Annotated in this window: 11 protein-coding genes and 3 tRNA genes; 7 read left to right on the forward strand and 7 right to left on the reverse strand. The window is 29.8% G+C overall.

The window, feature by feature from the left end:
* Positions 1 to 10: 10 nt before the first annotated feature.
* Complete coding sequence (locus Q0049_RS04275) at positions 11 to 1,189, reverse strand: acetyl-CoA C-acyltransferase (protein WP_298116928.1); 1,179 nt, start codon at positions 1,187 to 1,189, stop codon at positions 11 to 13.
* Between the two features lie 264 nt (positions 1,190 to 1,453).
* On the opposite strand from Q0049_RS04275, the gene Q0049_RS04280 reads away from it, so the two are divergent.
* From Q0049_RS04280 to Q0049_RS04295, 4 genes are all read left to right on the forward strand, one after another.
* Positions 1,454 to 1,540, forward strand: a tRNA-Ser gene (locus tag Q0049_RS04280).
* A 13-nt stretch (positions 1,541 to 1,553) separates the two neighbouring features.
* Positions 1,554 to 1,628 (forward strand) — tRNA-Pro (locus Q0049_RS04285).
* Between the two features lie 25 nt (positions 1,629 to 1,653).
* Positions 1,654 to 1,727 (forward strand) — tRNA-Arg (locus Q0049_RS04290).
* 76 nt (positions 1,728 to 1,803) lie between these two features.
* Positions 1,804 to 2,520, forward strand: a complete 717-nt coding sequence (locus Q0049_RS04295; protein ID WP_298116930.1) for a M15 family metallopeptidase — start codon at positions 1,804 to 1,806, stop codon at positions 2,518 to 2,520.
* A 3-nt stretch (positions 2,521 to 2,523) separates the two neighbouring features.
* On the opposite strand, the gene Q0049_RS04300 is transcribed toward Q0049_RS04295, so the two are convergent.
* The 6 genes from Q0049_RS04300 to tsaD all read right to left on the reverse strand — a co-directional run bounded on the left by Q0049_RS04300 (position 2,524) and on the right by tsaD (position 7,792).
* Positions 2,524 to 3,087 (reverse strand): hypothetical protein, encoded by a 564-nt coding sequence (locus Q0049_RS04300; protein WP_298116945.1) that lies wholly within the window; start codon positions 3,085 to 3,087, stop codon positions 2,524 to 2,526.
* Positions 3,088 to 3,089: 2 nt separating this feature from the next.
* Positions 3,090 to 4,274, reverse strand: a complete 1,185-nt coding sequence (locus Q0049_RS04305; RefSeq protein ID WP_298116947.1) for a class I SAM-dependent methyltransferase — start codon at positions 4,272 to 4,274, stop codon at positions 3,090 to 3,092.
* Between the two features lie 81 nt (positions 4,275 to 4,355).
* Positions 4,356 to 5,303, reverse strand: coding sequence for a zinc metalloprotease (locus Q0049_RS04310; RefSeq protein ID WP_298116949.1), 948 nt, complete (start codon positions 5,301 to 5,303; stop codon positions 4,356 to 4,358).
* A gap of 116 nt (positions 5,304 to 5,419) precedes the next feature.
* On the reverse strand, positions 5,420 to 6,058 hold the full coding sequence (locus Q0049_RS04315) for a DUF4159 domain-containing protein (protein ID WP_298116951.1): 639 nt from the start codon (positions 6,056 to 6,058) through the stop codon (positions 5,420 to 5,422).
* 4 nt (positions 6,059 to 6,062) lie between these two features.
* Positions 6,063 to 6,767, reverse strand: coding sequence for a 16S rRNA (uracil(1498)-N(3))-methyltransferase (locus Q0049_RS04320; protein WP_298116953.1), 705 nt, complete (start codon positions 6,765 to 6,767; stop codon positions 6,063 to 6,065).
* A 2-nt stretch (positions 6,768 to 6,769) separates the two neighbouring features.
* Positions 6,770 to 7,792, reverse strand: a complete 1,023-nt coding sequence (tsaD, locus tag Q0049_RS04325; protein ID WP_298116955.1) for a tRNA (adenosine(37)-N6)-threonylcarbamoyltransferase complex transferase subunit TsaD — start codon at positions 7,790 to 7,792, stop codon at positions 6,770 to 6,772.
* A gap of 108 nt (positions 7,793 to 7,900) precedes the next feature.
* Between tsaD and Q0049_RS04330 the strand changes: the two genes are divergently transcribed.
* The 3 genes from Q0049_RS04330 to gap all read left to right on the forward strand — a co-directional run bounded on the left by Q0049_RS04330 (position 7,901) and on the right by gap (position 14,678).
* Positions 7,901 to 12,418, forward strand: coding sequence for a translocation/assembly module TamB domain-containing protein (locus Q0049_RS04330; RefSeq protein ID WP_298116957.1), 4,518 nt, complete (start codon positions 7,901 to 7,903; stop codon positions 12,416 to 12,418).
* Between the two features lie 156 nt (positions 12,419 to 12,574).
* The gene (gene pfkA / locus Q0049_RS04335; protein ID WP_298116959.1) at positions 12,575 to 13,561 is read left to right on the forward strand and encodes a 6-phosphofructokinase; all 987 of its coding nucleotides are present in this window, start codon (positions 12,575 to 12,577) and stop codon (positions 13,559 to 13,561) included.
* Between the two features lie 109 nt (positions 13,562 to 13,670).
* Complete coding sequence (gene gap, locus Q0049_RS04340; RefSeq protein ID WP_298116961.1) at positions 13,671 to 14,678, forward strand: type I glyceraldehyde-3-phosphate dehydrogenase; 1,008 nt, start codon at positions 13,671 to 13,673, stop codon at positions 14,676 to 14,678.
* Positions 14,679 to 14,684: the final 6 nt, after the last annotated feature.

A 14,684-nucleotide genomic window follows, 5' to 3' on the forward strand; every position in this document is an offset into this window, starting at 1 on the left:
AGTGAATAATTTAAGCTTTTTCAATAACAATTGCTGAAGCACCGCCGCCACCATTACAAATTGCAGCAGCACCAATTTTAGCATTATTTTGTTGTAAAACGTTTATTAGAGTTACAACAATTCTTGCACCTGAACAACCAAGAGGATGACCTAGTGAAACTGCACCACCATTGACATTAATTTTATCATTTGGTAAACCTAATATTTTTGCATTAGCCAAACCTACAACAGAAAAAGCCTCATTAAATTCAAAATAATCAACATCTGATATTGCTATACCTGCTTTTTCTAATGCTTTTGGTAATGCTTTCGCCGGAGCAGTTGTAAACCACTTTGGTTCTTGAGCTGCATCAGCATAAGATCTTATATATGCTAATGGTTTTAATCCCATTGAAAGTGCTTTTTCTTCACTCATCAAGATTACAGCTGCTGCACCATCATTTATTGTTGAAGCGTTTGCAGCAGTAACCGTTCCGTCTTTTGTAAAAACGGCATTTAAAGATGGTATTTTATCTAGTTTTACATTTGTATATTCTTCATCTTTGGTAACCATAATTGGTTCTCCTTTTCTTTGTGGAACAGCAACAGGAACTACTTCAGAATCAAATTTACCTGATTCCCATGCTTTTGCAGAACGTTCATAAGATTGAATTGCAAATGCATCTTGTTCTTCACGTGATATTTTATATTCTGATGCACAAAGGTCAGCAGAAACTCCCATAGCATTATTGTCGTAAGCATCAACTAAACCATCTTTTTGCATTCCATCTAGCATAGTAGTTGGTCCAAATTTTACTCCATTTCTCATATTTACATAATGTGGAATCATACTCATATTCTCCATTCCACCAGCAACTACAATTTCAGCATCACCAGCTAAAATTGCTTGTGCTCCAAACATTATAGATTTCATACCAGATGCACAAACTTTATTTACAGTAGTACAAGCTACTTCATTTGATAATCCTGCAAAAAGAGCAGCTTGTCTTGCAGGTGCTTGTCCAACTCCAGCCTGTACAACATTGCCCATAAAAACTTCATCAACTAAATTTGGATCTAAATTAATTTTATTTAATGCTCCTTTGATTGCGGCAGCACCAAGGTGAGTAGCAGAAACACTTGATAATGAACCCATAAAACTACCAATTGGAGTTCTAGCAGCAGAAACAATTACTATTTTTTTATTCATGACTTTAAAGTTTGAGATTTTGCTTGTTAGTTTGTAATGCAAATCTACTATTTTTTAGGGAAAATACATTTTTAAGCAAAAGAAATCCTAAATTTATTTGTGAGATAAAAAATAACTTCTTGTATATATTTGATTTTTAATCATTTCATTAAAATGTAAAATTAATATTAAAAAAAAGAGTTTAAAATGTTGTAAATATTATAATGATAACTTACATTTGCAACCGCTTAAAGAGAAAAGTTCTTATATTATATATTGAATTTTGGAGAGTTGCCTGAGTGGCCGAAAGGACTTGTTTGCTAAACAAGCGTACGGGAAACTGTACCAAGGGTTCGAATCCCTTACTCTCCGCTTTTTATGTTTTCGGGGTGTAGCGTAGCCCGGTTATCGCGCCTGCTTTGGGAGCAGGAGGCCGCAGGTTCGAATCCTGCCACCCCGACTTTTAATAATTTATTATTAAAATTGGTTCCATAGCTCAGCTGGATAGAGCAACTGCCTTCTAAGCAGTAGGTCGAAGGTTCGAATCCTTCTGGGATCACAACTAAAACCTTCTTGAAAAAGAAGGTTTTTTTGTTTAAAAAAAATTCTTAAATTGTCAATCAATTCATATTGTTATGACAATTCTAAAAAAAGTTTTTTTACTTCTGTTTTTATTTATCGCATTTTCATGCAAATCTGTAAAAGAGGTTCGATTAGCTAATCAATATATTGCTAATGAGGAGATAGAAAAAATAAAAAAAAGTCCTTCAAAAACAAATTCTTTTATTTCATTTGAAGATAATATTGATACTACTTTTGTTAATCTTAAAAATTACAGTAATGATTTTGTTTTAGATATAAAATATGCTACTTCAGATAACTTTTTAAATGAAAAAGTTTATGATTGTGCAGCATGTTATTTGCGTTTAAAAACTGTAAAATCTTTGATTAATGCAAATAAAGATTTTATTGAAAAAGGATATAGGATTAAGATTTTTGATTGTTATAGACCTTTAGATGTTCAGAAACGTATGTGGGAAATTGTTTCAAATCCTGATTATGTTGCCGATCCAAGTAAAGGTTCAATTCACAATAGAGGCGGAGCAGTTGATATTACTTTAGTAGATTCAAATGGTAATGACATTGATATGGGAACTTCATTTGACTTTTTCGGTGTAGAAGCAAGTCATGATTATCAAAATTTATCTGAAGAAGTGAAAAATAATAGAAAATTATTAAAAGAAGTTATGCTCAAAAATAATTTCAAATCATTTGATTCTGAGTGGTGGCATTATAATTTGAAAGATAGTAATTTAGATAATTTGTCTAACTTTAAATGGAAATGTGATTAAATGTTATTCAACACATTTTAAATAATTGATAAAATAATTTTCAGGCTTATATGTTTTTCCATCAAGTTCAGAAATTAATTCTGATTTTATTATGAAATCTTGCATTTCTCCTGCAAATTTTATTCTTATAATTTCAATTGGAGATTTTTTTAATTCCTCATAACTGTCTTTCATAAATAAGAAATAACCTGATATAAATCGGATGTTTTCATTTTCATTTCGAACTAAATTTCCACAATTTTCTTGTTCTATTCCGAGTAATGTAATAACTTTTCCGTTAGCTAATTGAACATAAACTTTTGAATTTTTGTCCAAACATTTTGCAGATATAAAATCGGAGTTTTTTTGAATATATTGAACATTTAAAGAAATTAAACCATCGGCATTGACTAAAGAGAAAAACAAAGTCGCTTTGTTATTTCCAAAATACCTCTCATGCATTACATAATCTTTCGTATTTTTATATGTTCCACTTGTATCATTTATATCGGAATCAAATTCACATTCTATCTGTGAGAATGAATTTGAAGTAAAAAGAATTAAAAATAGTATAGTTAGATTTCTCATTATTATTTTATTTTAGTGCAAATTAAAACTATTTTATTGTTATTAATGTCTGTGGTAAAAAAGCAATATTGATTTCCACCGTCTTTTATTTTCCATTTTTTTCTAATATTTTCTACAGTTTCAGGAAAGTTTCTTACAGTTATATTCGCTTTTTGATTTTCTAAAAATTCTTTCATTTCTGATTTAGAATAGTTTACAATTTTTTGAATTTCAAAAATTCTACCAGGAAAATCAACAATTTGATTTGAAGTATAAAGATGTGAGTGAAGCTGAATTTTTTTTAATGAAAACCTATTTCCAATTTCCGTAAAACCACCAGATTTCATAATGGCACTATTTGGTTCATATAAATATTTTTCAGGTAAACTATAGCTAGGAATTCCGTTTGAATTAAATAGATAATCAAACTGCTCTATTTTTTCTTTATTGAAGTTTATTGTTTTGATGTTGATTTCACTATTAAAATCTTTTTCAATTTCCCAAATTAATTCTTTAACTTCATTATCAACAGCTACAATATGAATGTTTTTTACATTTTTTAGTTCCAATAATCCAGCTTTTAAATCTAATATTGGCGCCGTTTTTATTAAAATGTTATTTGAAAATTTGAAATAAAAATCTTGTAAGTCAGGAACATTTGGTAAACAATCTTTCAACATAAAAACTTTACCTTTTGTATCGTTTCTTCTTGATGGATCAATATAAATCCATGTGTATTTTTGATTCAATTGTTCAAGAATTTCTGAGCTATCTCCTGAAATGCATTTTATATTTTGAGATTTTAATTGGTCAAAATTATGTGAAACAATTTCTGATAATTCATTATTTATTTCACAATGAATCACTTGGTTAATTTTTTTAGAAAAATAAAAATCATCTACGCCAAAACCTCCTGATAAATCGATTAAACTTTCTCCTGAAACTATTTCTGATTTGTATTTAGCTGTTATTTCAGAAGATGTTTGTTCAACGGATATTTTATTTGGATAAATTATTTTCGATGTGTTGAACCATGTTGGAAGTTTTTCTTTTGACTTTGAACGAGCTTCAATTTGATTCAATAAAAGTTTATAATCAAGTTTTGGAAAAGGATTTCTTTGAAGTGCCAATTTTGATACAGAAACAAAAGATTTTTCTTTTATAAAGTTTTGGATTTCTTCAGTAATTAGAAGATTTATATTATTCATTTGTTTCTAAAATTATTTTCTGTAAAAATAAAAAACTCGTTTACTAATGCAAACGAGTTTTAAAATATAAATTAGATTATTTTAATTTCTAAAAGAAGCTCTTGAACCTCCAACAGCAAAAACAGCATCCATTCTAGCTTTTTGACCTAATGAAAACATATACATTCCTGCATCATCAGTATAATCCATGTAGTTCATTGTCATTTCAATAGGTGTACCTGTGCACGTACTGTAATGTGGGTAAGTAGGAATTCCATAGTTTGCATCGTTGTGCGTTGGTGTATCAGCTACTAAATCACTTCCACAAGTAGCATCACCCCAAATGTGACGTAAATTCATCCAGTGACCAACTTCGTGAGTTGCAGTTCTACCTTTGTTAAATGGTGCAGTTGCAGTTCCCGTTGTTCCTAAATATTTAGAGTCAATTACAACTCCATCAGTTGCAGAAGCACCACCAGGAAACTGAGCATAACCTAAAATTCCACCACCAATTGTACAAACCCAAAGATTTAATTTTGTAGTTGGTGATGTTGGCGCTAATCCACCTTGATTAGTTTTTTTCATTGCATCTCTTGTTCCCCATGAAGTTTTTGTTGTAGATTTTCTAATTACTTGGTCTAATACGAAAGTAATTCCAACATTAGCTTTTACTCCTGCAAATACTGCTGGAACAAGGTTATAATCTGAGTTTGTTGCGTTAAAATCTTTATTTAAAACATCAATTTGAGATTGAATTTGAGCTAAAGAAATATTTTCAGCAGCAGTTCTATATAAAACGTTTACTACTACTGGTATTTCAATTTTACCGTTTACTAATCTTCCTTCGGTAATTGCTTTTTCAGTGAATGATTCAATTTCATTCATTTTAATTGCTAGTTCTGGATTTTGTCTTAATTGTTCTTCAAGAACTTCGTGAGATGCGCAACCTCTGTGAGCAACTTTACTAACATTTTCTGATTCAGAACTGTTTTCACTTTGACAAGAGAAAAGCATCATAACAATTGATGCAGATAAAAGAATTTTTTTCATAATATTTGGTTATTAGTTAATAGTAACGCAATTTTATGATAAAAAAACAATCAATTTTGTAGTGTAAATAACAAGTTATTAACAAATCGATAAACGACATGTTATTTTAACAAAAGTTAGTTTTTAAATATATAATTCAAAATATTAACTCCCATTTTTAAAGCTTTCTCACGAACTTCTTTTGGATCGTTGTTTACTTCAGCATCTTCCCAACCATCACCAAGGTCACATTCGTAGGTGTAAAGCAAGACCAATCGATTGTTTTCGAAAATACCAAAAGCTTGTGGTCGTTTTCCATCGTGTTCATGGATTTTAGGTAATCCACCAGCAAAAACATTTGGTGTCTGAAAAATAGGATGACTAGCAGGAAGTTCAACTAAATTATTATTAGGAAATATTTTTGAAATTTCTTTTCTAATAAATTCATTCATTCCATAGTTGTCGTCAATATGAAGAAAACCTCCAGAAAGCATATAATTCCTTAAATTTATAATGTCTGAGTCACTAAAAACTACATTTCCATGTCCTGTCATGTGTACAAAAGGATACGAAAATAAATCAGGACTGCTTGGTTCTACGGTTGCTGGTTTAGACTTGATTTTAGTATTTATGTTTTGGTTTGCATATTTAATCAAATTTGGTAATGAGGTTGGGTTCGCATACCAATCGCCACCACCATTGTATTTTAAGAGTGCAATTTCTTGTGAAAATCCACTGATTGATAGTAATAAAACTAAAATTAAATATTTTTTCATAAAATCATTCATTTGTATAAACCACACTATGACAAGCAACAACAGCAGCAGTTTCGGTTCTCAATCGAGTGTTTCCCAAAGATACTGGATTATAATTATTGTCCAAGGCTAATTGGATTTCTTTAACAGAAAAATCACCTTCTGGACCAATTAAAATGGTTATATCAGAATTTGTTTTCAATTCACTTTTCAACGATTTTTTATCGGTTTCTTCACAATGAGCTATGTATTTTTGTCCGTCAATTTTCTTTTTTATAAAGTCTTTAAAAGTAATTGGTTCGTTTAATTTTGGCATGTAATAATGTAATGATTGCTTCATTGCTGATTCAATTATCTTTTGAAAACGATCTATTTTTATTACTTTTCTTTCAGAATGTTCGCATATAATAGGAGTAATTTCTTGAATTCCAATCTCGGTTACTTTTTCTAAAAACCATTCGTAACGTTCGTTCATTTTTGTTGGAGCAACCGCTAAATGCAAATTAAATTTTGGTGTTTCTTGTTTTTCAAACGAAACTACATTAACAGTACATTTTGAATCTGAAGCTAAGGATATATTTGTTTTAAACAAAAAACCTAATCCATTGGTTACAAATAAAATATCACTTTCTTTTTTACGTAATACTTTAATTATATGTTTGCTTTCTTCTTTGTCAAAAACAAAGAAAGTATCTGTATCTTTTATATGTTGATTGTAGAATAATTGCATAATTAAAATTCAATTCTTGCTTTCGAAATTACGGTGCTGTCATTAAATTTTTCCTCTAAAAATTTTTGATAACCCACAATTCCTATCATAGCAGCATTGTCTGTTGTGTATTCAAATTTCGGAATAAATGTTTTCCAACCATATTTTCCTTCAGCATTTTTTAAAGTTTCTCTGATACCTGAATTTGCAGAAACACCTCCACCAATTGCTATTTGTTTTATTCCGGTTTCGGCTACAGCCAACTTTAATTTATCCATCAAAATTTCAATAATTGTATGTTGAATGGAAGCGCAAATATCATTTCTGTTTTCCTCAATAAAGTTTGGATTTTCGGCTACATTTTTTTGAATAAAATATAAAATTTGAGTTTTTAATCCCGAAAAACTAAAATTTAATCCATCAATTTTTGGTTTTGTAAACTGATATTTTTTTGGATTTCCTTCTTTGGCATATTTATCAATTAATGGTCCACCAGGATAAGGCAATCCCATTATTTTTGCCGATTTATCGAAAGCTTCACCAACAGCATCATCAGTAGTTTCGCCAATAATTTCCATATTAAAAAAACCATTGACTTTTACAATTTGAGTATGTCCACCAGAAATTGTCAATGCAATAAATGGAAATTCAGGTTTGTCAAATCCATCTTCATCAATATAATGAGCCAAAATGTGCGCATGCATGTGATTTACAGCAATTAAAGGAATATTTAATGCTAATGATAAAGATTTAGCAAACGAAGTTCCTACAAGTAATGAACCCATCAATCCTGGACCTTGAGTAAATGCAATTGCCGACAATTGATTTTTAGTAATATTAGCTTTTTTTAAAGCCATATCTATCACTGGAACAATATTTTGCTGATGCGCTCTCGAAGCTAATTCTGGAACAACACCACCATATTCTTCATGGATTTTTTGACCTGCAACAACATTTGATAATACCTTATCGTTATGCAGAATTGCTGCTGCGGTATCATCGCAAGAACTTTCAATAGCAAGAATAAAAACATCTTTGTAAGACATTGGGCACAATTTTTGAATTATATTTGATAAACCGCTATAAAACGATTATTTTTACATCGTTTGCAAAAGTAACTATTTTCAAGGTTTCTTGTTCAAGCTAAATAAAATTTGGAAGAAAAAAAGAAAAATACACGTTTTAAAACTTTTAGAAAAATAGTTTTCCGCACCATTATTGTGCTGATTCTGTTGCTTCTCGGTCTTGCTATAGCACTTTCTTTACCTTCGGTGCAAACTTATATTGCACAATATATTACAAGTGAATTGAATAAAGATTATGGTACTAACATCAATGTTGAACATGTTGAAGTTACCATTTTTGGTGGCGTTCAAATGAAAAACGTAATGATTAAAGATGAGAAAAAAGATACTTTAATCTTCGCAAAACGAATTAGTACTAATATTTTAGATACAAAAAAGCTTCTTGATGGCGATTTAATTTTTGGCGATATAAAAGCTGATGAATTATTGCTAAATATAAAAACCTATAAAGGAGATAAAGACACCAATCTCGATAAATTTGTGGCAGCATTTGATGATGGAAAGAAAGGAACAAAGAAGTTTTTAATGACATCAAATAAAATTACGCTAAAAAATAGTCGTTTTGTTATGCATGATTATAACAGAGCAAATCCTAAAGATGTTGATTTTACAAACTTGAATGTTTCTGCAACCGATTTCAAAATTTATGGACCAGATGTTACTACAAATATCAAAGAAATGTCTTTCAAAGACCATCGTGGATTGGTTGTTGAAGATTTGAAATCTAAGTTCACTTATACCAAAAAAAATATCCGACTTAAGGAATTAGATTTAAAAACTAAAGAGTCAAATTTTGTTGGAGATATAATCTTAAAATATGATAGAAAAGATTTTGCTGATTTCAATAATAAAGTAATTTTTGACGTCAATACAGAATCGGCAACTATTGCATCAAATGATATTCGATACTTTTATAATGAATTAGGAAAAGATAAAGTTTTTACTTTAAAAGGTAAAATTGATGGTACTTTGAACAATTTTACAGCAAAAAATTTACACTTGATTGATGATAGAAAATCTGAAATTAAAGGCGATGTAAATTTTAAAAATCTTTTTGCAAAACAAGGTCAAGGCGAATTTTATATGAACGGTTCATTTGATAAAGTGGCTTCAAGCTATGATGAATTGACAAAATTATTGCCAAATGTTCTTGGAAAAAAACTTCCTTCTTCATTGAGAAAGTTAGGAAAATTCAATTTGAAAGGCGATGCAGAAATTACAACCAAAGCAATTGATGCTGATTTTACATTGCAAACAAAACTAGGAAATGTTGCTTCTAAATTAGTTATGACCAATATTGACAATATTGATAATGCAAAATATTCAGGAAATATTGTTTTGGATAATTTTGATTTAGGAACTTTTTTAAATCAAAAAGATATAGGAAGAGTTACTTTAGATGTTGATGTTGATGGAAAAGGATTTACTGAAAAATATTTGGACACAAAATTTTCAGGAGAAGTTAAAAATTTCCTATATAACGGTTATAATTACAAAAATATTATTGCTGATGGAAGTTTTAAAAAACCATTATTTAAAGGAAAAGTAAACATAAATGATCCAAATTTATTTATGGATTTTGATGGCACTGTCGATTTGAGTAAACGCGAAAATATTTATGATTTTCATGCAAAAGTAGATTATGCAAACTTGAAAAAATTAAATTTCATGAAAGATTCTGTTGCCGTTTTTGCAGGTGATGTTGTCATGAAAGTTAGAGGAAATTCTATCAATAATATGCAAGGTGAAGTTATACTTTCAAACGCATCTTATAAAAATCCTAAAGACCAATATTTCTTTGATAATGTAGTTTTAAATTCCTCATTTGATAGTAATAATACGCGTTTTATGACTATTAAATCAATTGATGGAATTGAAGCAAATGTTGAAGGTAAATTTGATTTGAATCAAGTTCCAAAAATGATTCAGAATTCTCTAGGAAGTTTATATACCAATTATAAACCTAACAATATTAAGAAAAATCAATATTTAAAATTCAATTTTAAAGAGTTTAACAAGGTAATTGAATTGTTAAATCCATCGATAGTTTTGTCTGATGATGCTTTACTTTCAGGAACTATAAATTCTAATGAAAATGATTTTAAAATGAATTTTACTTCAACTAAAATTGAAGCTTTTGATATTACAGTTGATAAAGTAAACGTTGAAATTGACAATAAAAACCCTCTTTACAATGCTTATATTGAATTAGATAGTATAAAATCTAAATATTATAAAATTAGAGATTTTTCATTAATTAATGTCACTTCAAATGACACTTTAAATATTAGGACAGAGTTTAAAGGAGGAAATAAAGGAAATGATTTTTACAACATGAACTTATTTCACACAATTGATAAAGACAACAATAACGTTGTTGGATTCAATAAATCGGAAATGATGTTTAAAGATTTTCTTTGGTATTTGAATGAAGAAGAAAACGATAAAAACAGAATAATTTTTGATAAAGATTTTAAAAATTTCAATTTTGAAGATGTAGTTGTTTCGCACGAAAATCAATCATTAAAACTCAACGGATTTATAAATGGAGTTTCTAATAAAGATTTGCAACTCACTTTTAAAGATGTCAATTTGAATAAAATAACGCCCGACGTTCCGCAATTCAAATTTGATGGTTTTGTAAATGGTGATGTCAATTTAAAACAAAACAATTCTGTTTATCAACCTACGGCTTCATTGGTAATTAATGATTTATTTGTTAATGAAAACGAACTTGGAAACATGAGTTTAGAAATTGAAGGAGATGAAAATTTTTCAAAATTCATAGTTGATTCTGCTATTGAAAACGAAAACTTTGATTCATTCAAAGCAAGTGGTGACATTCAAATAGTTAATAATGAAACTCTTCTTAATTTAGATTTGAATTTCCAAAAATTTAATTTGGGAGTTTTAAGTAATCTTGGTGGTGAAGCTATTAGTAACATCAGAGGATTTGTCTCTGGAAATGCACGAATTGATGGAAACGTAAAAAATATTGATTATAACGGAAGACTTTTTGTGGATGAAGCAGGTTTAACGGTTCCGTATTTGAATGCAGATTATACCTTAAAACCAAATTCAATTGTTGATGTGACTAGAGATAAATTTATTATTCAACGCACGCAAATTACGGATACAAAATTTGAAACTGAAGGAAACTTTTATGGATTTATCAAACATAAAGAGTTTGGCGATTGGGAATTAAACTTGAATGTCGATTCCGATAGAATTTTAGTTTTAAATACAAAAGATAGTGAAGATGCAGCTTATTTTGGAACTGCTTTCATCAATGGAGAAGCTAAAATTTATGGACCAACAAACGGCTTATCTATTGATGTTAGTGCAGAATCTGAAAAAGGAACAGACATTAAAATCCCAATTAATGATGCCGATGCTGTGGGCGATGATGAATACATGCATTTCAAAACCTACAATGAAAAATACAATATTAATCAAGAGACTGAACAAAGAGGAAGAAATTATAATGGCTTAGAAATGAATTTTGATTTTGAAATTACTCCAGTTGCAAACATTGAAGTAATTCTTGATAGAGATTCAGGCCATGGAATGAAAGGAAATGGAGTAGGAACACTTGGAATGAGCATCAATACGTTAGGAAAATTTGAAATGACAGGTGACTTTCAAATTTGGGAAGGTTCTTATAATTTTAAATATGGAGGTTTAATTGACAAACAATTTAAAGTTAAAAAATTTGGTTCCATCGTTTGGGAAGGCGATCCATATAAAGCTATTCTTGATTTAGAAGCTATTTATGAAACTTCAGCTAATCCAGCCGTATTAATTGATAATTCTTCAATAAGTAAAAAAGTTCCAGTTCAAGTTAGTATTGGTTTGAAAGGAACAATTAGTAATCCTGAACCCGATTTTAATATTAATTTTCCAACAGTTAGTTCGGTAATGAAATCGGAAATTCAAACCAAGTTAGATGATAAAGATACACGTCAAACACAAGCTTTGTATTTACTTTCTACTGGTGGATTTTTAAGTCAAGATGGTTTAAGTCAATCACAATTAACAAATAATTTATTTGAAAAAGCAGGAGTTTTATTCAGTGATTTATTCAATGATAAAGATGGAAAACTTCAGTTAGGTTTTGATTACGTTCAAGCCGATAGAACACCAGGTTTAGAAGCTGACGGAAGAGTAGGTGTATCTATTTCAACAAAAGTAAATGACAGAATTACAATCAATGGAAAAGTGGGTGTGCCTACTGGTGGTGTTTCTGAAACTGCTGTTGTTGGAAATTTTGAATTAGAGTATCGTGTAAACGAAGACGGTACATTGAATTTAAGAGTTTTCAATCGTGAAAATGACATTAATTATATTGGTCAAGGAGTAGGATATACACAAGGAATTGGTATGAACTATGAAGTTGATTTTGATACTTTTAAAGAATTAGTAAATAAAATTTTTACCAAAAACAAATTAGATAAAGAGAAAAAATCTACTATTGAAGTAGATGATTCTGACCAAATTCCATTTAAAACTGAGGAAGGCAAGGAAGAAGAAAAAAAGCAAGATGAAACTCCAAAAGTAAATCAAGAAGCAATTCCTACCGAAGAATAATTTTCAAATTAATTATTGAATTCTCAAATTTCTTTTTAACAAACAAGAAACTTATCAACGAAAACGATTGAATTTTACTTATTTTATTAAATCTGTAAAAATCACACGTTTTATGTGCTTATTCTTTGTTAAATTTACATTTTAAAACATAAAAATATGTCAAAAACGATAAAAAAAATAGGTGTTCTTACTTCAGGTGGTGATTCACCAGGAATGAATGCAGCTATTCGTTCTGTTGTTCGTACTTGTGCTTATCATAACGTTGAATGCGTTGGTATTTATAGAGGTTATCAAGGAATGATTGAAGGTGATTTTAAGGAAATGGGACCACGTTCTGTAAATAATATTGTAAATAAAGGTGGAACGATTTTAAAATCGGCTCGTTCAAAAGAGTTTATGACAGTTGAAGGTCGCAAAAAAGCACACGATAATCTTGTTGCTGCAGGAATTGATGCTTTAGTAGTTATTGGTGGTGATGGATCTTTTACTGGTGCTGAAGTTTTTAATAATGAATTTGGTTATCCTGTAATGGGAATTCCTGGAACTATTGATAATGATATTTTTGGAACAAGTCATACTTTAGGTTTTGATACCGCATTAAATACTGTTGTAGATTGTATTGATAAAATTCGTGATACCGCAAGTTCGCACAACCGATTATTTCTTGTAGAAGTAATGGGAAGAGATGCTGGACATATAGCTCTAAATGCAGGAATTGGTGCTGGAGCAGAAGAAATATTAATACCAGAAGAAGATTTAGGTTTAGAAAGACTTTTAGAATCTTTACGTAAAAGTAAAGCATCTGGCAAATCATCAAGTATTGTTGTCATTGCGGAAGGTGATAAAATTGGTAAAAACGTTTTTGAACTTAAAGATTATATCGAAGAAAATTTTCCAGAATACGACATTCGCGTTTCTGTTCTTGGTCACATGCAACGTGGTGGTTCACCATCATGTTTTGATCGAGTTCTTGCAAGTAGATTAGGTGTGAAAGCAGTTGAATCTATTCTTGAAGGAAAATCAAATTATATGGTTGGAATGTTAAGCGATAAAGTAGCCTTAACTCCTTTAGAACAAGCAATTAAAGGTCATTCAGAAATTGATAAAGAATTATTGAGAGTTTCTGATATTATGACAACCTAGATAAAGTTTATGTTGTTCAAAATGGTTTAAAAGTTTAAATCGTTTTGAAACAATTGTAAACAAGATTAAAAAATTTTAAATTAAATTAAACCATTTTAAACATAAGAAAATGTCAAAAGTAAAATTAGGAATTAACGGTTTCGGAAGAATTGGAAGAATCGTTTTTAGAGAAACATTTAATAGAGATAATGTAGAAGTTGTTGCTATCAACGATTTACTAGATGTTGATCATTTAGCTTACTTATTAAAATATGATTCTGTTCACGGTCGTTTTAATGGTAAAGTAGAAGTTAAAGACGGACAACTTTATGTTAACGATAAATTTATTAGAGTTACTGCTGAAAAAGATCCAAAACTAATCAAATGGGATGATGCTTCTGTTGATGTTGACGTTGTTGCAGAATGTACAGGTATTTTTACAACTTTAGAAACAGCTCAATACCACATTGATGGTGGTGCAAAAAAAGTAGTAATTTCTGCTCCATCAGCTGATGCTCCAATGTTTGTTATGGGTGTAAATCATACTGAAGTAAAATCTACAGACACAATCGTTTCTAATGCTTCTTGTACAACAAACTGTTTAGCGCCTTTAGCTAAAGTTATTAATGATAACTTCGGAATTGTGGAAGGATTAATGACAACAGTTCATGCTACAACAGCAACTCAATTGACTGCTGATGGTCCATCAAGAAAAGACTGGCGTGGCGGACGTGCAGCTAGCGTAAACATTATACCTTCATCAACTGGTGCTGCTAAAGCTGTTGGAAAAGTTATTCCTGCATTAAATGGAAAGTTAACTGGAATGTCATTCCGTGTTCCTACAGTTGATGTTTCTGTTGTTGATTTAACAGTTAAAGTTGCTAAAGAAACTTCTTATGACGAAATTATGGCAGTTTTGAAAAAAGCTTCTGAGAATGAATTAAAAGGAATTTTAGGATTTACAGAAGATGACGTAGTTTCTCAAGATTTCGTAGGAGATTCAAGAACTTCAATCATTGATGCAAAAGCAGGAATTGGATTAAACTCAACATTTTTCAAATTAGTTTCTTGGTATGATAACGAATATGGTTATTCAAGTAAATTAATTGACTTATCAGTTCACGTAGCTGGTTTATAATAACAA

This window comes from Flavobacterium sp., from assembly GCF_027484205.1.
Taxonomy (GTDB): domain Bacteria; phylum Bacteroidota; class Bacteroidia; order Flavobacteriales; family Flavobacteriaceae; genus Flavobacterium.